At 68.0% G+C, this 22,360-nt stretch carries 16 protein-coding genes and 1 tRNA gene; 5 read left to right on the forward strand and 12 right to left on the reverse strand.

Annotated features, from left to right (window positions below):
* Positions 1-199 precede the first annotated feature (199 nt).
* The 3 genes from NR798_RS27170 to NR798_RS27180 all read left to right on the forward strand — a co-directional run bounded on the left by NR798_RS27170 (position 200) and on the right by NR798_RS27180 (position 2,625).
* The gene (locus tag NR798_RS27170; protein ID WP_375765411.1) at positions 200-1,423 is read left to right on the forward strand and encodes a dipeptidase; all 1,224 of its coding nucleotides are present in this window, start codon (positions 200-202) and stop codon (positions 1,421-1,423) included.
* A 61-nt stretch (positions 1,424-1,484) separates the two neighbouring features.
* Entirely contained in the window at positions 1,485-1,961 is a 477-nt protein-coding gene (locus NR798_RS27175; protein ID WP_375765412.1) for a hypothetical protein, read from the forward strand.
* Positions 1,962-1,971: 10 nt separating this feature from the next.
* Entirely contained in the window at positions 1,972-2,625 is a 654-nt protein-coding gene (locus tag NR798_RS27180; protein WP_375765413.1) for an HAD hydrolase-like protein, read from the forward strand.
* On the opposite strand, the gene NR798_RS27185 is transcribed toward NR798_RS27180, so the two are convergent.
* The 5 genes from NR798_RS27185 to NR798_RS27205 are packed head-to-tail and all read right to left on the reverse strand — an operon-like array spanning position 2,613 to position 12,661.
* Positions 2,613-4,823 carry a hypothetical protein gene (locus tag NR798_RS27185; protein WP_375765414.1) on the reverse strand — a complete coding sequence of 737 codons (2,211 nt, stop codon included), beginning with the start codon at positions 4,821-4,823 and terminating at the stop codon, positions 2,613-2,615. The two genes, NR798_RS27180 and NR798_RS27185, sit on opposite strands and share 13 nt — an antisense overlap.
* Before the next feature lie 7 nt (positions 4,824-4,830).
* Complete coding sequence (locus tag NR798_RS27190) at positions 4,831-9,549, reverse strand: MG2 domain-containing protein (RefSeq protein ID WP_375765415.1); 4,719 nt, start codon at positions 9,547-9,549, stop codon at positions 4,831-4,833.
* On the reverse strand, positions 9,546-11,162 hold the full coding sequence (locus NR798_RS27195; protein ID WP_375765416.1) for a hypothetical protein: 1,617 nt from the start codon (positions 11,160-11,162) through the stop codon (positions 9,546-9,548). Before NR798_RS27195 ends, NR798_RS27190 begins: the two co-directional genes overlap by 4 nt.
* Positions 11,159-11,740, reverse strand: coding sequence for a DUF1175 family protein (locus NR798_RS27200; protein WP_375765417.1), 582 nt, complete (start codon positions 11,738-11,740; stop codon positions 11,159-11,161). The genes NR798_RS27195 and NR798_RS27200 overlap by 4 nt, the downstream gene beginning before the upstream one ends.
* 15 nt (positions 11,741-11,755) lie before the next feature.
* Positions 11,756-12,661 (reverse strand): DUF2135 domain-containing protein, encoded by a 906-nt coding sequence (locus NR798_RS27205; RefSeq protein ID WP_375765418.1) that lies wholly within the window; start codon positions 12,659-12,661, stop codon positions 11,756-11,758.
* Between the two features lie 194 nt (positions 12,662-12,855).
* Here NR798_RS27205 and NR798_RS27210 point away from each other — a divergent pair, with 194 nt between their 5' ends.
* On the forward strand, positions 12,856-14,691 hold the full coding sequence (locus NR798_RS27210) for a monovalent cation:proton antiporter-2 (CPA2) family protein (RefSeq protein ID WP_375765419.1): 1,836 nt from the start codon (positions 12,856-12,858) through the stop codon (positions 14,689-14,691).
* Positions 14,692-14,719: 28 nt separating this feature from the next.
* On the opposite strand, the gene NR798_RS27215 is transcribed toward NR798_RS27210, so the two are convergent.
* The 5 genes from NR798_RS27215 to NR798_RS27235 form a co-directional block, all read right to left on the reverse strand.
* Positions 14,720-14,819 (reverse strand) — tRNA-OTHER (locus NR798_RS27215).
* A complete protein-coding gene (locus NR798_RS27220; protein ID WP_375765420.1) occupies positions 14,812-15,492 on the reverse strand; it encodes a hypothetical protein in 681 nt (226 codons plus the stop codon). The genes NR798_RS27215 and NR798_RS27220 overlap by 8 nt, the downstream gene beginning before the upstream one ends.
* Before the next feature lie 249 nt (positions 15,493-15,741).
* Positions 15,742-16,965 (reverse strand): hypothetical protein, encoded by a 1,224-nt coding sequence (locus tag NR798_RS27225; protein ID WP_375765421.1) that lies wholly within the window; start codon positions 16,963-16,965, stop codon positions 15,742-15,744.
* 92 nt (positions 16,966-17,057) lie between these two features.
* Positions 17,058-17,426, reverse strand: coding sequence for a hypothetical protein (locus tag NR798_RS27230; protein WP_375765422.1), 369 nt, complete (start codon positions 17,424-17,426; stop codon positions 17,058-17,060).
* Positions 17,427-17,677: 251 nt separating this feature from the next.
* Positions 17,678-18,781 (reverse strand): PIN domain-containing protein, encoded by a 1,104-nt coding sequence (locus NR798_RS27235; protein WP_375765423.1) that lies wholly within the window; start codon positions 18,779-18,781, stop codon positions 17,678-17,680.
* Positions 18,782-19,129: 348 nt separating this feature from the next.
* Between NR798_RS27235 and NR798_RS27240 the strand changes: the two genes are divergently transcribed.
* Positions 19,130-19,210 carry a DUF5953 family protein gene (locus NR798_RS27240; protein WP_375773829.1) on the forward strand — a complete coding sequence of 27 codons (81 nt, stop codon included), beginning with the start codon at positions 19,130-19,132 and terminating at the stop codon, positions 19,208-19,210.
* 28 nt (positions 19,211-19,238) lie between these two features.
* On the opposite strand, the gene NR798_RS27245 is transcribed toward NR798_RS27240, so the two are convergent.
* Positions 19,239-19,934, reverse strand: coding sequence for a DUF2381 family protein (locus NR798_RS27245; RefSeq protein WP_375773830.1), 696 nt, complete (start codon positions 19,932-19,934; stop codon positions 19,239-19,241).
* 813 nt (positions 19,935-20,747) lie between these two features.
* Positions 20,748-22,121, reverse strand: coding sequence for a hypothetical protein (locus NR798_RS27250; RefSeq protein WP_375765424.1), 1,374 nt, complete (start codon positions 22,119-22,121; stop codon positions 20,748-20,750).
* Between the last annotated feature and the right edge of the window lie 239 nt (positions 22,122-22,360).

The following is a 22,360-nucleotide window of genomic DNA, read 5'->3' on the forward strand; positions in this document are numbered from 1 at the left end:
TTCACAGCACCGCAGATGTGTGCGTCCCCGCGGGCGTCCCCTCTCCCCCTGGGAGAGGGCCAGGGTGAGGGTCTTCCCCTCCGCACACGTGTAACGACCCTCACCCCCCGCCCTCTCCCAGAGGGAGAGGGAGCATGCGGAACCCCAGCCACTCCGGCATGCTGCGCCCATGGTCGGCCAGATGTGGCTCTGTTCACTGATGTTGCTGGGAAGCCTGGGGTGCGCCGTCCTCCGGACGCCGCTGGAGGAGACGCCTTCCGCGGTGACACCCGAGGTACTCCGCGCCGATCTCCACGTGCACGTGACCATGCGCGCGGCGCTCGGGCCCCTCTTCCAGGGCGAGCCCGGAGATGGCGTGCTGGCGGGCTCGCATGCGGCATTCCTCGTCAACCAGGTGGACGCGGCGGCGCTGCGGCGGGCGGGCGTGCGACTCATCCTCGCGACGGTCTGGCCGCCCCCCGCCACCCGTCCCGGCCGGAGCGCCCTGGGTGAGGCCCTCCACCAACTCACGGAGCTCGAGGCCTTCGCCCAGCGCAACCCCGACTTCGTGCTGGCGCACAGTCCCGCCGAGGCGCGGCGGGAGCTCGTGGACGGACAGCTCGTGCTCATCCCCGCCGTCGAGGGCGGCGAGGGCATCCGGCGCGTGGAGGACGTGGACCTGCTCTACGCCGCGGGCGCGCGCTCCATCACCCTCGTCCACTTCTTCGACAACCCGCTGGCGGACGCGGCCGATGACCAGTTCGGCCCGGTGGTGGGTGGCCTCACCAACGGACGGGACGGAGGCCTGACGCCCCTCGGCGTGGACGCGGTGCGGAGGATGATCCAGCTCGGCATCCTGATCGACGTGGCCCATGCGAGCGATCGGACCATCGAGGAGGTGCTCGCCCTCGCCGGACCCGCGGGGGTGCCGCTCCTCTACTCGCACACCGGGGCCGGCTGGGCCGGGACGCGCTGTCTCAGCACCCCGTTGGCCCAGCGCATCGGCGCGAGCGGAGGGCTGATCGGCATCGGCCTCTTCCGCTCTCCCTTCCAGCAGGTGCCCCTCGAGGAGCGTTGGGAGGGCTACCAGCAGGGGACCTGCGACGACGACGTGGCGCACTGGCTGCACTACGCGCGGCAGGTAGGCCCCGAGGCCGTCATGCTCGGCAGCGACTTCAGCAGCGTCATCCTCCGCGCCCGGCCGGGAGGCGCCTGTGCCCGGGGGCTGCGCCACACGGGGGACCTGCCCGCCTTGTTCTCCGCGCTGGAGGCCCATGGCCTCACCCGCGACCACCTCGATGGCTCGGGAGAGCGGCTGCTGCGCGTGCTCGAGGCGGTGGAGCGCCGGGCGGACCCCTCCGTCCTTCAGTCCGCTCGGAAACTCTCCGTGCCACGGGACGACCTCTTCCTCGACGGGGCGGAGCGCCGGCCCCCGGGTCAATGACCTATGCTCGACGGTTGAACGCCCACCCCAGCACACATCGCCGGGCGGGAAGCGTCAGTCCTTGCTTCCGGCCGTCGGCTGCCGTAACTCGCCCCGCATGCTCGCGCACTCGGTCGTGAATGGAACCAAGACCTGGACCACCCCGAACGGGGAGCTACGGCTCTGGCAGCCCGCTCCGCACGTCATCGTGACGCGCTTCCAGGGGGCGATGTACGACGCCCACCTGGCCCACCTCGCCATGATGAGCATCGAGGGAATCGTCTCCACCCAGCCGAAGACGGACATCTTCCACGACTGGGAGGAGATGGAGCTCTACGCCACCGAGGCGAGGACCATCATGACGGAGCGCGCCGTCCCGATCGCTCCGAAGCTCAACTCCCTGAGCGTGCTGTTCGGCTCGAAGGTGGTGCTGATGGGGGTGTCGCTGGCCAGCCTCAAGCTGGGCGGCATCAACACCTTCACGAGCCGGGAGGACTTCGAGCAGGCCGTGCAGCAGGCCGCGGCGTCGCGGCCCGGGACGTTCAAGCCAGCGCACTGAGGCGCGCGTCATGATCTCCAACGTGGTGTTCGACTTCGACGGCACCATCGCCAACTCGAGATCCGTGGTGATTGCCGCCTACAACCAGGTGGCGGAGAAGCATCGGTTCAATCCGATGTGCGAAGCGGACATCCCCGTGTTGAGCAGGCTCTCCATCCCGGAGAGATGCCGCAAGATGGGGGTGCCGCTGTACAAGCTGCCCTCGGTGATTCTGGAGGTCGGCCGGAGCTACAAGAACTTCGTGGACTCGGTGGTGGCCTTCGAAGGCATGCTCCCCGTGCTCCACACGCTCCACCGCCACGGCCTCACGGTCGGCATCATCTCGACCAACTCGGCCGAGAACATCCAGCGGTTCCTGGCCCGGAACGGCATGGAGCCGGTCGTCCAGCGCGTCCACTGCTCCAGCAACATGTTCGGCAAGGACAAGGTCATCTCCCGGTACCTGAAGACGTACGGGCTGACTCCCGAGCAGGTGCTCTACGTCGGAGATGAAGAGCGGGACGTGGTGGCCAGCAGGAAGATGAAGCTGCGCGTGCTGTCCGTGTCGTGGGGATTCGAAACCCTGGACGTCCTCACGCGCGCGGGCCCCGACTTCATGGCCCATCAGCCCGCGGACATCCTCCAGCGGGTGGCGCAGCTGAAGGGGTTGCCTCACCTGGCGTAGGCGCGCTCGAGGATCCGCCCGGAATCCAGGCCGCTCGCCTTCGCCTCCTCCACGTCGAGCCCCTCACCGTGGCCCTGGCCCCGCCCATCGAACGAGACCTCCCTGTCCCCGAAGTGGGCGGTGCGTGGACAGGCGGGGAGCTTCAGCGCTGAACGCAGGAGCTCGCACGGCAGCGATTCGGCGGCGTCGAAGACCGCGCTCCCCTCCCGCTTCGTGCGCAGGAAGTGCACGCGTCCTTCCGCGAAGCGCACCGCCGTCACGCCCTGGCCCAGGAGGGAATCCACCTGCCCGCGCGGACGTGTCTCACTCCACGGCTCCAGGCCTCCTTGGGAGAACGGCAGCCACTCGCGCCAGCGCAGGGGTGGCGCCGCGAGCGCCCGCTCCTCCTCAAGTTGCACGCGCACGGTCCCGAGGAACGTCTGGCAGTGCGTCGTGTCGCAGACCGGCCGGCCCGCATGGCGGCTGTGGGCATACCGCTCGTTGTGCGCCACCACGCGTGCCAGCGCCACCCTCGCCTCGCCCTTCAACGCCGCGTCCTCGGCCGCCACCACGCCCGCCGAGTATTGCAGCCGGGTGGTGCGGAAGAGGAAGTCCGAGCCCCTCCGGGCCCTGAAGGCATTCGGGCTCGTGGGCACTCCGGCGGGCGGCTTGTAGGGCGGCGGCGGAGAGCTCGTGAAGATGCCCGCATAGTCGCGGCCAGCGGGCGCGTCCGGGAAGCGCACCCGCCATGGGCTCCCGAGGCACACCACCGCGCCCTTCTGCACGAGCGGCTCCAGCTTCGTGAAGCCCTCGGGGATGGCGCTCGGCGTGCCCTGCTCCAGCGAGAAACCCGCTCCCTGGCACCGGGCCTCGATGGCACTTGGCTGCACCAGCCCCAGCACCTGCACCCGCGCGGCCTCCAGCCCGCTCCGCTTCTTCCGCACCTTCGCCAGCACCTCCGGCACCTCGTCGGCGAAGGCACGCGGCATCGTCCCCGGCCGCGCCACCACCGCCACCAGGTCCTCGTCCACCGCGACGATCCACCCGAGCCTCGGGCGGCTGTCCGCGTCCCGCACCGTCCCCGTCTTCGCCGCCACGCCCGCGTAGGCCTTCGATGCGGGCAGCTCGGACAGCGTCCCGCGCGCGGCGCTGCCCGCGAGCACCTCCATCAGGTCCGGCCTCGCCTCGGCCAGCAGCCGGTACGCCTGGGCCAGCCCCCACGGCGAGAGGCGCAGCGTCGAGCGCAGTCCGATGGCGTCCGCCATGTCCAGGGGCTCGCCAGACAGGCCCACCGCGGACAGCACCGAGCCCCAGGGGCCAAAGGCCTTCGGCACGCTCCCCTGCCCCTCCCAGTCCAGGAAGTACCCGTTGCACGAACGCACCAGCGCCGTCTTCGCGTCCACCTTCCCGGGCAGCCGCTCGCCACAGCTCCACTCGGGCACCTCCACCCGTGGAGAGAGCACCGGCGGCGCCGCCGCGCTCCCGGCCACCACGAAGGGCTTCAGCGTCGAGCCGTACGGCATCGCCGTGCGGATGTCCCCCTCGGAGAACAGCACCTCGCCCGAGTGACGGCTGAGCACCACCGTGGCGGAGGCCACCGCCTGCGCCACCCCAGCCAGCTCGTCCACCGACAGCGGCACCGCCCAGCGGGCCCCGTCCTGACACTGCCTCAACCGGCGCATCAGGGACTTCGGCAAGCCCGTGTCCTCGTTCAGCACACGCGCCAGGGCCCGCCGCGCGCGAGGCGTGTCCACGTCCGGGTTGCGCGCCAGCTCCGCCGAGGCACTCCCCAGCGACTGGTAGGGCGCTTCCCGCCACTCGGCCAGCTCCCCGCTCACCGCCAGCGCGAAGGCCTCGTGGAAGAGCCGGTCCTCCGCCGAGGCCGGGCACGCCCACCACAGCAACTGGTGCGCCAGCTCGTGCCGCAGCGCCACGCGCAACCGCTCGTCCAGCACCCCGGGCGAGCCCTGCCGCAGCTCCACCAGTCCCGGCCTCCCCTGCCCGTTGCGCGAGGGCAACATCCCCTCGCCCCTTCGCAGGGAGATGTTCACCGGCGCCCGGCCCGGAGCACCCCCGGCCTCGGCCACGTAGCGCGCCTCCAGCGCCTTCCACGTGGCCTCGGCCTCGGCGCGCAGTTCGGCCTCGGGCGTCACGTCTCCCCTCGTGAGGAAGACGGGGGTGGCCGCCAGCAAGGCGACCGTCACGGCGGCCCACCCCATCACCGGCTCACCACCCGCCCGGGCCGGCGTCGCCCGGGCTGCGCTGGGACTGCGCCACCTGCAGCACGTCCGGACCCGTGCGCCCGCGGATACCCGGGACGTACATGTCCTCGATGAAGGCCGGCGGCGCGGAGAAGGTGCCCGCGAACTGCGCCCGCATCACGTACCCCACCGTGCGCGGACTGTCGCTCCACCACGCCGGCTCCTCGAAGAAGAACGTGGCCCGCTCGGGGCTCAGCGAGCGCCGCTTGAGGGCCTCGGGCGCCAGCGGCAGCGCGTGCGGCGGACCGCGGAACTCCTTGTCCTCCACCAGCGGCACGAAGCCCGCGGGCACCGCGTCCTCCACCACGTAGTACGCCGAGCGGTTGCGGTTGTCTCCGCGCGCATCCAGCGTCAGCTCCACGTACACCTCCTCGCCCTGGCTGATGCTGACACCCGGCTCGAGCTTCACCCGCCCGCCCTCGCGCAGCACGTAGTACGCGCGCTGGAGGCTCATGCCCTCGGCCACCGGCTTCACCTCCGCCAGCGGCGTGGCCACCGTGCCCCTCAGCGTCGCCACGCCCGCGAAGTCCGCCACGTCCACCGTGCGCGTCCCCGGCTCCAGCACCGCCACCAGCCCCATTCCGCGCGGCATGAAGCGCACCGGACCCTTTGCCCCCTTCACCTCGGGAGGCGCCAGCTTGCGGAACTCCTTCGCGTCGCGCTCGATGAGCCACAGCGAGTGCAGCAGCGCCGTGCTCCTGTCGAACGTGGACAGCCCCGGCTCCGTCAGCGCCTCCAGCAGCCGCCGACGCGCCTTCTCCACGTCCAGCTTCCCGAAGGACGCCGCGTGTCCCAGGATGGCGGTGAGGCCCACCCGGCGCAGCGGGTAGCGCCACAGGGCCTCGCTCGGAGCGGGCATGTTGGCCAGCGTGACGAAGCCCTCGTTGCTCAGGGCCACCAGCTCGTCGATGCGGCCCTTGAGCGCGGGCTCCTTCATCACGCCCGACTTCTCCGCGGCCAGCACCGCCAGCGCCAGCGGGTAGAGGTCTCCCGGCTGCGCGGCCTCCACCAGCGCGCGCACCCGGGCCGCCTGCCGCTCTCCGTCCAGCCGCGCCAGCACCCAGGCCCGCGTGGCGTCCCACTCGAAGGGCAACCCCTCCTGAGCCTCCAGCCAGCGCATGCTCTCGGTGATGCGCGGATCGTTCCGATCCACCAGCCCCGCCTCCACCGCGTACGCCAGCCCGTCCAGGGCGATGAGCGTCATGGGCACGTCCGGCGTGCTGTAGCCGCTGAACCAGGTGAAGCCGCCTCCGCGCACGGACATCTCCAGGACGCGGGCCATGCCCTGCACCGAGCGGCTGCGCGCCTCGGCCAGCAGCGCCTGGCTGTCCGTGTCGAGCGACTCCAGCGCGCCCCCCTTCTTCAGCGTCTGGTACAGCGCCACGTTGGGCACCGTGGTGGACACCAGCTGCTCCAGGCACCCGTACGGGTACGTGAGCAGCTCGCGCACGTTGGAGAGCGCCGCATCCACCAGCGAGGGCTGCAACACCAGCTGCACCTCCGACACCGTCGCGCTCGCCGCCGCGGGCAGGGCCAGCGCACCGCCGCCCCACTGCGACACCTTCACCGGCTCCTCCAGCACCGCCGGCCGCACCGCCACCGCGTGCCGGTCGCGCAGCGGCTCCTTGCCCCCCGTCACCTCCACCGCCAGCTCGGCCGTGCCCGGGCCCTTCGTCTTCAGGGTGATGGGCAGCACCTGCTCGCCGCCCTGGCCCAGCTCCACCTTCTGCGTCGCCACGGCGGACTCGAGCACCCCCGCCGCCGCGAGCCGCACGTCCAGCAACTGGCTGCCCTTGGACAGCTCCCCCGCGGACAGACGCACCGAGGCGAAGGCCTCGTCCCCCTGCCGGAGGAACTGCGGTAGCGCGGCGTACACGTTGAGCCCACCGCGCGTGGCGAACTCGGCCGTGGACTCGCCAAAGCGGCCCGAGGTGTCCGCCGCCACGCCCGTCACCACCCAGAGCGTCTGGTTGGACGGCAGCTTGAAGCGCAGCGTCGCCCGCCCGTCCCGGTCCGTGACGATCGTGGGGCTCCAGTACGCCGTGTCCCGGTCCAGATCCTTCGCCTGGCGCGTGGGCGGCTTGATGGAGGCGAAGGCATGATCCGGCAGCCCCGCCAGCTTCCGCGCCAGGGCCTCGCCGTAGCCGTAGCCCTGGAACTCGGCCGAGAAGAAGGTGGCCACGTTGTTGCGGCCTGTCGGGTAGAAGAAATCCAGCACCTTCGGGCGGAACTCGCTCTGGATGGCGTAGACGGCCTTGTCCACCACGCCCACCGAGAGCTGCGCCACCACGCCCTGGCCCTCGTGGTCCGTCACCCGCACGTCGATGACCTGCTCGGTGAGAGGCGTGGCCTCGGCGCGCCGGGGTTGCAACGACACGGAGAGGGTCCGCTCGGAGGGAATGACGCGGAAGCCCACCGTGCGCTCCTCCCAGCGGCCCGAGGCCGTCGGGTACGCCACCGAGGCATACACCGCGCTGCCGAAGCGCTTCTCCACCTCGAAGGCGTGCACCAGCGTGCGGCCCTTCAGCTCCACCAACTGCGTGCCGTACACCCCCGAGCCCGTGAGCGTCACCCACACCGGGCCCTCGTCCGAGCCCCCCGGGCCCCAGCCGTCCGGCAGCAGCGCCACCAGTTGCGCCGTGTCGCCCGGCTCCAGCGTGCCCGAGAGCGACGCCAGCGTCAGGTTGGGCACCTGCGCCACCGCCTCTGAGGCCTCGCCGATGACGAGCAGCTGGTCCTCGCCCGTCCAGGCCTCGCCGCCTTTGTCCTTCACCGTGACGCGGGCCACCACCGCGCCCACGTCCGAGGTGGGCACCTTCTCGCGGTACGCCCCATCCGCCGCCGTGGTGAAGCTCTTCTTGCCCAGACTCTTCTCGCTGCCATCCGCCTTGCGCAGCACGAACTCCACCTCGCCCGGCGTGGCGCCGTAGGGCTTGCCGGAGAGCGTGGTGGCGCGGATGCCCAGCATGGCCTCGGCCCCCTTCTTCACCACCACCGCCGAGTAGCGCGTGCTGCCCAGCACCTCCACCTTCGAGAGGAAGAAGGCGGCGCTCGCGTTGGCGAACGTCGCCTGGTCATCCCGCGCGCGCACGGTGAGCGTGTAGCGGTACGGCAGGCGCTCCTCGCCCGGCTTGAGCGCGGGCACCGCGATCTCTATCTGCGCGTCACCGTTGGCGTCGAACGTCGCGGCGCTCGCCCACGGGTCCTCCTCCGCGCCGCGCTGGGCTACCGTGGAGAACAGGCGCTCGGGGACACTCAGCCGGCCCTCCGTGGACGAGGCGCTCCCGTACGTCACCGCGCTCCCCTGCCCGCCCAGGCCCGCGTCATCCACCCAGGCCGGCGCGTCCAGCAGCGAGCGGTAGAGGAACACCTCGTACTTCGCACCCGGAGGCACTCCGCCCGCGTAGCGCCGTGCCCTCACCGTGGCCCGCAGCGTCTCGCCCGGCACCACCGTCTCCTTCTCCGGCTGGAGCTCCAGGTAGAAGGTGGGCTTCACGTAATCCTGCACGCGCGCCTCGCCCTGGTGCGGCTGCGTGTCCAGCTCGGCCATCACCCGCAGCACGCCCGTGCCCAGATCCACCGGCACCTTCAGGGTGCCGTTGAAGGCGCCGAACTCGTCCACCTTCGCGCTCGTGCGTATCTCCCGGCCCTCGGCCGAGACGAGCTTCACCGCCACGTCGCGCCGGCGCGGCGTGAAGAGCCTCGCGAGGAAGCTGTCCGGCTGGCGCACCAGGCCGCGGAACCGCACCTCGTCCCCCGGCTTGTAGATGGGCCGGTCGCTGTAGATGAACACGTCCGGCGCCACCGCCAGCGACGAGTAGAAGTCCGTGTCCACGATGGCGGTGTCCCCGCCCGACGCCGCCGTGGCGATGAGGCGCGGCTCCTGCACGGCCAGCGTCACCTCGCCCTTGTCGTCCGTGGTGCCACCCGGCCCCTTGCCCGAGGGCAGGTACACCTGCACCTGCGCCCCCACGCGCGGCTTCTGGTCCCTCCCCGCCACGCGCACCAGCACCTGTCCGTCCGTCTGCTTGAGCTGCACGGTGAGGTCGGTGACGACGAGCACCACCTGCCCCTCCACGCGACCCTGCACGAGCTGGAGGATGTACGTGCCCACCGGCAGGGGCGGGAGCGTCACGCGGCGCTCCTCGAAGCCCCCGCTGTAATACGAGGTGTCGAAACCCGGGACGCTGAACTCGCGCTCGGAGCCACCGAGGTCCAGGTTCAACCACTGGCTGCGCACCACGGAGAAACCGGCGGGCACGCCCACGAGTTTCTCGGGGCCCTCGGACACGCGGGCGAGCGGACGGCCCGGCGGCGGAGGTGGACGCGCGGGCAGGCCGGGCGCCACGGCCTTGCGGAAGTCCTCGTTGAGGGCGAACAGCAGGAACGAGCCCGGCGAGTGCGCGGCATTGAGTCCGCGGCTGAGCGCGTTGCCGGGGTTCGCCGTGGTGGGCGGGACCTGCCACGCGCGCCGGACGTCTCCCTGCGCGCGGATGAAGGCGTCGAGGTCCGCGGGCTTGAGCACCCGCAGCTCCACGGGCCCCTTGTTCTCGAAGGCCACGTCCACGGCCACCGGCTCACTGCTGCCGTAGGCCCGGGGGACGGTGATGTAGAGCGGCTTGGCCGCCGCCACGCCAGCGCACACCAGCGCGGCCAGCACCGCGATGCGAGCGGAGTACCTCATGAGCCGAACCCTCCCGGAACCAGCCTGTTGCCATCCACCGTGCCACGCAGCCCCACGTAGGGCAGCGTCTCCAAGTCACGCCGCGCCGCCTCGATCTCCGGCGGTGCCGCGCGAGGCCGTGGCTTGCCCGGATCCGCCTGAGGCCCCTGCGACCAATACCCATCCGCCAGCAGCATGCCGAGCAGCCGCCCGGTGTTGACGCCGAAGGACACCGAGCCCGGCGCGCGCAGCCCCTGCACCACCGGCGCCGCCGCGTTGAGCAGGTTGGGCCCCTTGCCCTCGCACGTCTTGCGCAGCCGCGCGAGCACGTCCGGGGTGGAGGCCAGCACGTGGTGCCCGCACAGCGTGGCGGACTCCAGCTTGTTGGGCCCAGAGAACAGCTGCCCGAGCGCCTGCGCGTCCTCGGGCCGGCCCCACAGCAGCGCCACCTCGGTGGGCAGAGACACGTCACCCCGAGGCGTCCACACCATGGCCACCTGGCGCGTGCGCAGCGGCACCGCGGCGCCCTTGCCGGACCAGAAGGCCTTGAGGGTGTCCTTGTCCAACTGCTCGGGCAGCTTGAGCTGGAGCGTGAGCAGCACCGGCGTCTCCTCGGGGATGAGCTTCAGCAGCTCGTCCGAGAGCGGCGCGCTGTCCAGCCGGGGCTCGTCCGCCACCGGCCCGGAGATACCGCGGCCCACGAGCCGGTTGCCCTCGACGGCGAACTGCAAGCGGATGCCATTGGCCACGCCCATCACATGGGTGAGCATCTGCGCCTCGCGGCCGAGCGGCTCGGGAGCGAAGCCCAGCTCCACGTCCACGCCCTGGGGCGGCTCGAGGTCCAGGTGCAGCTCGCACAGGCCCTGGAGCACCACCGCCGGGTGCCGGCCGAACACCAGCTTGTCGTCCGTGCGCGCGGCCCAGAGCGACTGCTCCGCGATGAGCCAGCGCTGCAGCGTGAAGCCCTCCGAGGGCACCTCGCCCTCCCCGCCCGGGCACGACGCGGCCGTCAGCTCGTTGCGGCGCACCACCCCGCTCATCGAGTCGAAGGCCGCCATGGTGGCGTTGCCCGGCTCGGGGACGATGATGGCGGGCGTACCCGCGCGGTTCTCGCCCGAGTACCAGACCATGCGGAACGGCGCGGCCAGGAACTGTCCGGCCATGACGTCGAACACGGCGCCCTGGAAGCTGCCTCCCAGGTCCTCTCCCCGGGTGTCGAGGAACGCGGCCCACCCGCCCACGAAGCCCTTGCCGAGCGGCTTCTGCAACTGCTCCTTCAGCCACGCGTTGCCCGTGAGCGCCTCACGCACCTTGCCCGGCGCGTAGACGTCCACCCAGAAGGCCGGGCGCACCGGCTCGGTGGGTACCTCCAGCTGCCCGGGCTTGCCGGGCGCGGGAGGCAGGGCCTGCAGGACCGAGCTCTGCCCGGAGCCGGACGCGCCCGAGGGCCCGGAAGAGACCTGGCCGTCCGGCCCCTTCGCGGGGGTGGAGGTACCGCGGCCAATGAAGAAGGCGGCCACGGCCACCCCGACGAGCACGGCGACGCCGATGCCCACCAGGAGGGCCTTGGGAGGTCCACCTTTGGGAGAAGGAGCCGGGGGCGGTGCGCCCGGCGCGGAAGAGGGAGGGTTCATCGCATCCACTCCTTGAAGCGGAAGAAGCCGAGGAAGGCGGTGTTCTGGGGCACCGGGCGCCACTCCAGCGGAGCCTCGGTGACGAGCGACTGGAGGACGCCGGTGCGCACCGCGGCCCCCTTGTCGCCCGGGTGGTAGACGATGCGCGTGGGGGCGTGCGCCTTGTCCTCCGGGCGCACCACGAGCATCAGGTGGAAGATGGGGCCGGCGTCGCGCTCCTGGCGGAAGGCCAGCAGGTCGCCCGTGCGCAGCGACTCGCGCGTGGCCTCGTCGCGGCCGAGCGGTACGAAGCTGTGCGCCAGCAGCGTCTCGGCATCGGCGAAGTCACCGGGCCGGCCCTTGTCGTCGAGCCACAAGGGCGAGGCGAGCCGCTCGGGGCGGAAGCGCCGGTAGGCGCCGCGGAAGGCGAAGCGCACGAGGCCCGCGCAGTCGCGCTGGTCCGGATGCCAGGCCGGGTCCATGCGGCGCACCTGGGCGAGCGCCACCTGGGCCACCTCGCGCCGCAGCAGCGTCTCGAGGGCCTCGGTGGGAGCGGGCGTGGCCGCCTGGAGGGTCAGAAGCAGGAGCAGCGCACTCATGGCGAGCCGGGTGCCTCAGCCTTCCGAGTCCACGCCGCCCGTGGTGAGCGTCTTGACGGCCTCGTCCAGGTTGCGAGGCCACGAGGCGCCCTTGGGGGCGGGGTCCTGCGAGGGCACGTACACCTCGGCCTTGCCATCGCCGAGCACATTCACCCAGGCGAGCACGCGCGTGGTGCCGGGCGTGGCGAGCGGGATGCGCACCATGCGGCGCAGCTCCTGGGGAGTGCCCTCGTAGAGGACGACGTTGAGGGTGGCCACGGTGTGGGCCTTGTCGCCGCTGGGCCAGTAGTTGGTGGCGATGAGATAGAGGCCCTTGGGGGGAGCGCGGTGGACGTAGAGGTAGGGCCCGTAGGCGGGGTCGTCGAAGGAGCCGCCCTGCTCGTTGAGGAAGAAGGTGCCGCCGCTGGGGCTCTCGGTGTCGGCCCAGTAGACGTGGGCCATCTTCTTCAAATCCAGCGAGGGGGCCTCGCCGGCCTTGGCGGTGGAGACACTGTCCTGGGTGGGCTCGTAGATGTGGAGGTCGGTGTAGACGCCCTGGGTGTCGCTGGTGAGGATGGCCTTGAGGGGCACGGGAGGAATCTGCGCGTAGCTGGTGGCCTGGGCGCGCGCGGTGCCGGCCTGGTTGGTGGCCATGAGGGTGACGACGTTCTTGCCACTGGCGGCGGGGAACTTGCGCTTGAAGCGCCCGCTGAAGGTGCGCATCAGGTAGCGGTCGCCGTTGATGGAGAGGACCACCGGATCGATGGTGGTGTCGCTCACGGTGCCCTCGACGAGCAGCATGCGGTCCACGGTCCATCCGCCAGCGGGAGCGGTGAGACGCACGGTGGGCAGCGTCTTGCCCTGGCCGATGGGAACGCCCTGCTGGCGGGAGGGGGCGGTCGGGGCCTGGGAGAGCAGCACGGCCAGGAGTACGGGCAGCATCGCGGACAGGTCCTGTCGAAGGGAGGGCGGCGGACAGCCTGCGTCATGTGGCCGCTGCATTCAACCATCAGCCCTCCGGCACCCAGCCCACCAGCGCGCGGAATATCGCTCCGTAAGCGGAGATGCCTTCGCACGCTTGCGATCGCCCGTGGAGCCCCCTAGACCTGGGAAGTCGCGGCCCTGGAGTCCCACGGATGAGCATCCTCAACGAAGTCGCCGTCTTCCTCATCGCGGCGGTGATCGCGGTCCCCCTCTTCAAGCGGTTGGGGCTCGGCTCCATCCTCGGCTACCTGGCCGCGGGCGCCATCATCGGTCCCTCGGGGCTGGGCTTCATCGGGAAGCCCGAGCACGTCCTTGAATTCGCCGAGTTCGGCGTCGTCCTGTTCCTGTTCATCGTCGGCCTCGAGCTCCAACCCGCCCGCCTCTGGGCGCTGCGGCGCTCCGTCTTCGGGCTCGGCTTGGCGCAGGTGCTGCTCAGCGGCCTGGTGCTCACGGGCGCGGGATTGGTGCTCGGCCTGTCCCTCGAGGCCGCCCTCATCGCCGGCCTCGGACTCTCCCTGTCCTCGACGGCCATCGCCCTCCAGTTGCTCGGCGAGCGCCAGCAACTCACCGCCCGCCACGGCCGCGAGAGCTTCGCCATCCTCCTGTTCCAGGATCTCGCCGTCATCCCCCTGCTCGCGCTCATTCCCCTGATCTCCGAAGGACAGAAGGCCACGGAAGGCGGAGGCCAGGGCGTCCTCCTGTCCGTGCTCAAGGTGGCGGCCGTGCTGACCGCGGTGGTGCTGAGCGGCCGCTTCCTGGTGCGCCCCGTCTTCCGGCTCATCGCCTCCACGCAGTTGCAGGAGCTTTTCACCGCCACCACGCTCCTGGTGGTGGTGGGCGTGGCGCTGCTGATGAAATTCGCCGGCATCTCCATGGCGCTCGGCACGTTCCTCGCGGGGGTGCTGCTCGCGGACTCCGAGTACCGCCACGAGCTGGAGGCGGACATCGAGCCCTTCAAGGGCCTGCTGCTCGGGCTCTTCTTCATCGCGGTGGGCATGTCCATGAAGCTGAAGCTCGTCACCCAGCAGCCGCTGCTCGTCGCCGCGTGCGTGGTGGGACTGATGGCGCTCAAGGGCGGCGTCCTCTTCTGGCTCGGGCGGCCCATGGGGCTGATGCTCCAGGGGCGGCGCATCATGGCGCTGGCGCTCGCCCAGGGCGGCGAGTTCGGCTTCGTGCTGTTCGGGGTTGCCGCCAAGGCCGGGGTGCTGGACTCCGGGCTCACCGAGCTGCTCACGGTGGTGGTGTCCCTGTCCATGGCCGCCACGCCGATCCTGCTGGTGCTGCATGACCGCGTGGTCGAGCGCCTGCTGCGGCGGAGAGTCCCCGCGGAGTACGATCACATGGAGGGCGCGGAGCAGCAGCCGGTGCTCATCGCCGGGTTCGGCCGCTACGGGCAGATCGTCGGGCGCGTGCTCAACATGCTGGACATCGGCTTCACCGCGCTGGAGGTGAGCCCCGAGCAGGTCGACTTCCTGCGCCGCTACGGCAACAAGATCTACTACGGAGACGCCTCGCGGCTGGATCTGCTGCGCGCCGCGGGAGCGGCCAAGGCGAAGCTCTTCGTGCTGGCCATCGACGATATGGACGCCTCGGTGCGCACGGCGCAGCTCGTGCGCGCCCACTTCCCGGAGCTGCCCGTCTATGCCCGGGCCCGCAACCGCACGCACGCCTACCGGCTGCTGGACGAGGGCGTGAAGGTGCTCAACCGGGAGACGCTGTTGTCGAGCCTGGAGATGGCCAGCCACGTGCTCCAGGGGCTCGGCTTCGACGAGGAGCGGGCCCGGCGGATCGTGGAGCGCTTCCGCGCCTACGACGAGGAGCTGCTCCAGAAGCAGTACGCGGTGAAACAGGACGAGGAGAAGCTCATCCAGACGGCGCAGCAATCCCGGGCGGAGCTGCGCTCGCTCTTCGAGCAGGACAACCGGCCCCAGGCGGAAGCCCTGTTGCGGGAGAACGGAGCCGGGGAGAAGGGCAGGCCCCCGGACTGAGCGGCTCGGCGCGACGGGTTGCACTGCATGGAGACGGCGGGAATCGAACCCGCGCCGGGCGGTGCGAAACTCCCAGCAGAATCGCCCCCTTACCTCGTTCTCATCACCGAACCACTTGCCTCATCTCCACATCACTTCGCTGGGTTTTCCGCGCCAGATGCTTGGATGATACGTCCCCACGTCACTCATGCATTTTCTTTTGGTTTTGCGTTTGGGGCGTTGGTAATCGACCGCCACGCGGTGCGACGGCAAGGCATTGATGATCGCATCCTCCACGCGCCACTTCAGATCGTCCGTGCACGCGTTGACGATGACATCTCCCGGACAATAATACCGACAGAGGCGGTCGATGAAGTCCTGGTCTGCGCCGTTGCTCCAGCACGCCCGAAAGATGCGGTCCCTTTGCTGTCTGTTCGTGGGGTTATTGTTTAAGGGACGGCCCAGGCTACACTGGTACCGCACTGCATTGATCAAAACGACCAAATCGTCGGGACCGAACGAAGCGACGTGCGCCCCCATGTGTGTCTGAAAGTGCGTGCGGAAGTTGTCCCTTCTTTGCAGGGGGCCCACGGCCGTCCATACCCCGGCGCCAGTTGTGGTGAACTCCTGCTCATGCGGGGATTCGATTACGACCAAGACAGCGCGCTGGCCAGCGCAGCATACGACCCCGAGTGTTCCCGGAGAGTTAAGCGCTCCAAACCTGATGCTCTCGTCAGGGCAGGCAATGGTTGGAAAGGACGGTAGCATGGGCACCCCAAGGCGCACCAGCACATTGACGAAGTCGACTTGCGTAAATGCCATGATGCTCTCGATGGCAGGTGCAGGAGCTTGCACAAAAAGCCCCGTCAGCGCCAGCGCGTATGCTGCTTGGACCCGGAGAAGGTGTCAAAGAACTCGTTGTGGTGCAGCACGCGCGTCCTCAGCGCACCACTTCTCCACGCTCGCTGGCACCGGACGGGGCGTGGCCACCGGCAGCTGAGAAGGTGTCAAAGAACCGGAGGAGTTATTTGACACCCTTGCGGCCCTTTGGGGCCTCTCACGACAGGAGGCTCAGAGGGACCAACTCGTCACTGTGACCGAGAGCGTGGGAATAATTTGTTTGACGGTGGTGGTTCCATCACTCCCCCCGATAGCAGAGGCAAGATCGTAGGTGTCCACCGGAAGTGCGAGTTGGACTTGCACTGTCGACGACGCCCGCAGTTCAAGGTAGCCGCCGTAACTGAGACCCGACTTGATGGCGAGTGGGTCTTTGTAGTTCGCGAATGTCTGCGGACAGCCTTGATCGGATTGGCACTGCGTCCCACGAATGAACCCGCCTACTCCGAGCGCTGGCTGAAACCCGGCGGAGGTCAGACTGGAGATCGGCACCTTCCAACCAAAGGTCACGCCCTCGCTCAACCGGCCCCGGCGCTGCGCGTCGGTGACCTTCGCCCTCGTGTCCGCGAAGGCGACCGAGACCCAGATCGCGAAATTCGACGTTGGAAAGTAGCCAGCATCCAGCCCCACGAAATGCCCCTGGTACGCATGTGGCGTCGGCTTTTGCAACTCGTTGTTTGCATCCGGCAACGCTGGACCGCTGACATAGGGGAACCAGTCGAAGCCGACCTTTCCCAGCACGGAGAACCCGTTATTGAAGGCCTCCTTGACGCGCTCGGCATCGAAGATCTTGGCGGCGCAATTTCCGACGCCCTCCACGTACGCCTTCTGGGCGGCTTTGAGTTGGCTCGCGATGACGGGCTCTCGACGACTCGTTGATGGCAGATTCTTCCACGCGGTGAGCACCTTTCCGGCGAAGAAGTTCAATGAGTCCTTGGGGTCCCGAGCCACTGGCTGCTCGATCGTGGAATTGAGTTGCTCCGTGAGTGAGCGGATGACTTCTTCCTGCTCGCCCGTCATTGGCAGGCAGCTCTGACTGACTCGCTCCCAGATCTCCTGCGTCTGCTTGCTCGTCGGATGCAACGCTTGCGCAGCACTGCTATAGCCCGTCGACAGTGTCGCTCCCCAGGGGTTGAGTGCACCCCCGGAGCGCAGCTCGATGCGCGCGGAGTCGAGGAGGAAGAACGAAGGTGTTTGCGCGAGCACGAACGGCGCCAAGCTCGCGGTGACTCCAGTGGCGGTGGAGCTCACCTGGAAGCTCCCCGTCAGTAAGTCTCCGGTCAGCGGCTGGGCCTCCGGGAAGGCCCCCACGCGTGGGATGCTCGTGGTAGGGTCACCCACAGCCAAGGGAGCAGCCTTGACGCTTGGAGATGCCTGCTGAACCGAATCGGCGAACACGTCTGGTATCTGGCCGGGCGTCGGTGTGTCTGGAGTCTCCTGTCCAAATGCCAATGAGGGAAGGAGCAGGACCCAGATGGCGCGGCGGGCGCTCACGTACCACCGTCCTTCTGGCCGTACGGGTCGATGGTCTTCTCGAAGAGCAGCACCCCGTCGCCTGCTTGCGGATTGCCGACGCGCACCCACCGCTCATCGTCGGCAGTGGTGGGGTCATCCTGGAAATACGAGGACCACAGGAGCGTCGCCGCTTGGATCGACCCCTTCGCCGACTTCAGCCGCACATGCACATCCATATCTCGCGACACGAGTTCCGGCGGCACGGGGACCAATAGGTCTCCGGACCGAGGGCTCGGGTTCACGATCAACGCTCCATTCACCGCGACGTCGAGCAGATCATAGCGAGCATCCTTCTTCCGGACTTTGATTGCTAGCACGACCGTTGGCTTCGCCTTCTCGGACATTTCCCCTCCGTGTAGCAGTGTAGCGGTGATCCACTCTGACAAAATCTCACAAGGAGTCTCAACAAAAATCCTGGAGAAAGCGCAGCAAGCCCGAGAAGGTGTCAAAGAATCCGATGAATTCGAGGTGTTGAACTGGCCCTGGGAACTGGTGGGCCAGGTCAACCTCCGGTACAGCATCTGGTGCATGCTCGGCCGCTTGAGGGCCCTACTTCTTGGGCCTGCCTGCTCCAGTTCAAACCCTCTTATACGCATCACTCTGAAGGTGGCGTTACCACCTCGATACTGGTCGAGTATATGCCATCTCCATCGCTGCTGCTTTCGATTACGAAAGCAAAGCCACACGCACCATTGCATTCGATGGTTTCGCCGTATTGATATTCGGCGACAGGTGTGTCTGCACCGCAACTTCGACACCGAATGGTAATTCCGTTACACCAACTGCAGGTTCCCTCGTCGTAAAGAGAGTCGGGATTGTCTGGGCTCGGTGGGATCTGCTTGTGGGTGTAATCGACAAGCGCCACCATGCGGTCTTCGCCTGGATCACAGTTTTCGCATACGGTGCGGTCGTCATCCCAGTCGTCGGAAGCAATCTCATCTATAATTTGTTCAACCAATTCCGCCTGAACGCTGTCTTCCGGGGTGATTATTGAGGGAGTGGTCTCGGATGTTTCCTTTCTTTTCTGTAGTTCGAAATCCTTCAGAAATGCCGATATGCTCTCAAACACTCGTATGTCGACGCCGGGCCGAGCCGCAATCAACTCTTGCCGCAGGTAGGAGTTGATTTGCACCCGCCCCTCAAACTTGAAGAGGTAGTCCAAATCCTTGGTAACAATCCATATAGGGCTCTCTTTTGCTTGTCCCAGAAATTGCTCCCAGGATATTTGGTCACCAAGAGGATCCTCTCTCTTACCTGGAGGGTTTCCACGCTCCCTCCTGTCGCGAGCACGTTTGAGTTCATCCTCATTTGGCTTTTTTGCGCCCGAGAAGAGTGATGCGAGAATTGTAGATGTTTCGTCGCTGCTCTGAGCTAACTTGGACAGATAATCGTGAACCAAGGCATTGCCTTCCTGGCGGATTTTGGATGCCTCCTTTGAGAGCGCCTCTATTTTCTGATTTATATTGTCTGGAAAAACCGGAAGAAAAACCTTTGGGAGGTCAAGCCGCTTGAGTTGCTCCTCCAGAAATCGAGATGCGACTGCCATTTTGTTTCTCTCGACCTCATCGACCATCTGTTGCGAAACAAACACCTCACCGCTTATTTCGTGAGAGATGGCCTTTGCGTGCTTGAGTAGCGAGGGATCGCTAGTTTTGAAAAATTCCAAGTAGATGTTCGTGTCAATAAATACGCGAGCCATGGTGTGTGACTGTACTCCCCCAGGTCTTCGCATGGGAAGTACGGGTGCGCATGGCGTGCGTATTTCTCACGCGGGGAAGGCTCACATTCCGTGCAGAGTGATGTCGAACAATTGAGGCTCTCCTCGCTTTTGCAAGTGCTCGAAATCACTTGAGATTCTCACGGCGCGCCTGTTTTGTAACCCCGGCACCGTCCGCGAGCACACGCCCACTGGCACGGCTAGTGGAGTGTCCACGAAGTTCTTGGACATAGTCGTGTGCATGCGCCCTCTTCCCCATCTGAGTGGGAGGGACACCTATCGGGCCACGGACTATGTCCAACGACTTCGTTTACAGTCCACTAGCGCCCTGTGGGCCATCCCGCCCGCCTGGACGCGCTTAAACGCACCTACGAGCGATTCCCGGAGATTGACGGGCGCTCGGCCCCGTGAGGCTCGGCACTGCTCACAGTGGCCGTGCTCAGGGCGCCGCCTTCTGGATCACCGGGAACGTGACGTTCCCAATGGTGACAGTGCGCGGCCCGCCTGACTCCCACAGCTTGAGGGTACAGGGGCAGCCGAGCTGCTCCGGTACCCTCTCGGTGCCGACCACGACAAAGCCCCCTATCGGCCCTGCGGGAATGGGCGCCTCTTGCCACCGGGCAAGCTCCACCTCTTCCCCCATCGAGTCCACAAGCGCCGCCCCTGCCAGCGTCCAGGGCTCAGCGCCGGGGTTTACGAGGCGCAGCCGCACTACCACGCTTGCCGGTTGGGACTCACCCTTGCGCGTGTAGCTGTAGCTCCGGGCTTCATCCCACCTGAGCGCGTCTGCCGGATAGCGCTTCAACTGCCCGCTAACGTCCCCAGACACGAGGCTCCCAGCTCGCTCCATCCATGCGGCCCCCATGAGCCCGCCCGGCCCCTCTCGTTCGGCCAGAAGCCGCGCCTTGTCCTCCTGGCACTGGCGCGCTTCGGCCTGTGCCTCGTCACGCTCTTTCTTGAGCACCTCTGGCGGACGGGGCTGCCGGAACACCTCCACCCGGCGCGTCCCCTTTGCCGCATGGCCCACGAGCCAAAAGCTCGCGCTCGCCGGTGCTGCGCCATCCGCGAAGCGCACCGTCACCTTTATCCGCTCCCCTGGCAGATAATCCGCCTTGGGAATGACGTGGAGACTCAGCCCCTCTTGCCCTAGTGCCCAATCTGCAAGGCGGCCCCCGGTTGAAACTCCACCGTCCCCGCCGCGACGCGGGAGTCAAAGACGAAGGTCGTCGGCTCGTCCGCGCTCGCGCACACGTCCGGTGCCCCCTCCGGGAAGCCCGCCGCCAAGTCAAATCGCGCCGTCGCGGCGCAGCGAGAGACGGGGGGTGGCTCTGCGGCTTGCGCGGCGCCAGTGAGAAGGGCAATCACCAGGAGGGCACCAGGAGACGAAGGCGGCACGGAAACTCAACCTCCAAAGAGCACGGCAATAATCAAAGCTGCCCAGAGGGCCGAACAAGAGCAATGCGCGAGGGTGTCTTGGCGTTGCCGGGCTTGCTTCCGGTAGTAAGGCATTGGCCCAAGCCGGGGGGGCAAAGGACTTCCTTGCCGCGCTCGTCCAGATAGGGCGCTTGGGCTTCCAGGCCAACAACCAAACACATGGGGAGACTCCCCACGCCTGGAATCTTCGCCTCGGTGAAGGTGCCGAAAAGGCGGTCGTCCCCAAGCTGCCACTTTCCCAGAAACAGGGTGCCGTCAGGCAATAGCCCAATTAAAGTCTGGCCACCTACTTGGAGGGTAGCGGGACCATCCTTCACCCTGGCCAACTCTCCGGGCTCCCCCTTGTACCCTTTCACCGTGGCATAGCCGCTCCAGCCAATGCCGAACCGCTCGTGGGTCTGCTGCCATCCCTGGGGGCACGTAATCGCGGGGGGCTCGGGGCTCACCTGGGAAGCGGGCGCGGTGCATCCCCCGTCGAGTAGCGAGCAAGCTGTGACGGCTGCAACGACGGTTTTCACCGGGAAGCGGAGCCCCGAGCTTTGCGGCTGCGTTTTGGGAGTTTCGTTCTTAGGCGATTGAGCGGACGTGCGAAGCATGGCGTTAGCGGTAGACGCGGGAAGCTGAGCCCCAACGGGTGCCGCGTCTCCTCCTGGGAGAGATTCCAGCGGCTTTGCCGCAAGCACCACTTCACGACCGCGCACGCCTGCATCGGTTGAGCCGGGGGCGGGAGACGTTGACGGTAGCGGCAGCTCGGGCCGGGCCTCGCTGGTGCGGCCCGAAGAGCCAGGTCCCCCAGGTTCGCGCCCACGGACAGGACAACGACGGCCACCAGCAGCACGGCCCCAGCGAGCCCCAGGCGCCACGCGGCGCGACGGGGTTGGGGAGCGGCGGCAGGCTCGAGTTCGCGAGCTGGCGGCACCGGGGCGCCGTTAACGGGCGGCTCGTGCTCCCCATGAGCCGCGCCCACGCCCGGGGCGTCCACCTTGGGGGGCTCCTCCTGCTCTGCCGCTGCGGCGAGGGCCCGTGGCGCTCCCACCTGAGCGGGCACAGGGGGAAGGACAGGTGCGCCGTCCGGCAACGGCTGCCCGCGTCGGGGGCGCCGCTTCGCCAGCTTTAGAAACATGCGCCGCTGATCGTTCGGCTCTTGCCGCTCCGGGTCCGCGATGGTCGTTGTCGTCTGCGGATCGAGCGGATCCACCAGCGGCGGATCCCAGGTGGCGTCGTGCTCGGCGTCGGACAGGGACTCACGCATCGCCGCGCACAGCAGCGCAACAAGAGGGAAGCGATCCTCGGGCCGCGCAGCAAGCATCCTCATGCACAGCACAGAGGCAGCCAGCGGAACGCGCGGATTGACGACGTGCGGTGCAACCGGCCGCTGAGTCAAGATGCGCTCGCGCAACCCATCCAGCCCCCCTTCATCCGTGCGCTCGCCAAAGGGCAAAACATCCGTCAGTAGCCAGTAATAACTGACACCCACCGCCCACATCTCGTCGGTCGGCCCGTACTCGTACTGACCCGCGCCGTCCGGGTTGGCGCGCTGAAAGCGTATCTGCTCGGGGGAGCGGAACTCCTCTGTCCCGGGCGGGAGCTGCGAGCCAGTGACAGTCGGGGCGCTGGCAAGCGAACCAATCCCGAAATCGATCAAGATCGGGCGCTCGCGCACTCCCGGAATGAGGATGTTATCGGGCTTCACGTCACGATGAAACACACCCGCCGCGTGTACTTCGCCGAGCGTCAATGCCGCGTCCAGGATGATCCGCGTCGCCTCCCGCGCCGATGGGTTTTGCTTGTAAGCAAACGCCCAAAGCGTATCGCCCGGCACATACTCCATGACGATGTAAGGATGACCCGCAGGGTCTGGCCAGAAGTCCGACCCCACGTAGCGCACGACGCAAGGGTTCCCCACCTGAGCCCGGACACGCGCAGAGAGGCGGTCGGGGTTCTCGACCGGCCCTCTGCGCCCGCGTGCGACATACGTGCAACACGGATGGAGGGAGCTGCTAACCACCCGTAAGCACGGCATAAAAAAGTGGAGGCGGCGGGAATCGAACCCGTCGCCTGGCACTCCCAGAAGCCGCCCGCCCACTTCTTCCTGGCTCACCTTGAATTCCGATTTTACGCTCAGTC

It is taken from the genome of Archangium gephyra (assembly GCF_042230915.1).
In the GTDB taxonomy this organism is placed as follows: domain Bacteria; phylum Myxococcota; class Myxococcia; order Myxococcales; family Myxococcaceae; genus Archangium; species Archangium gephyra_B.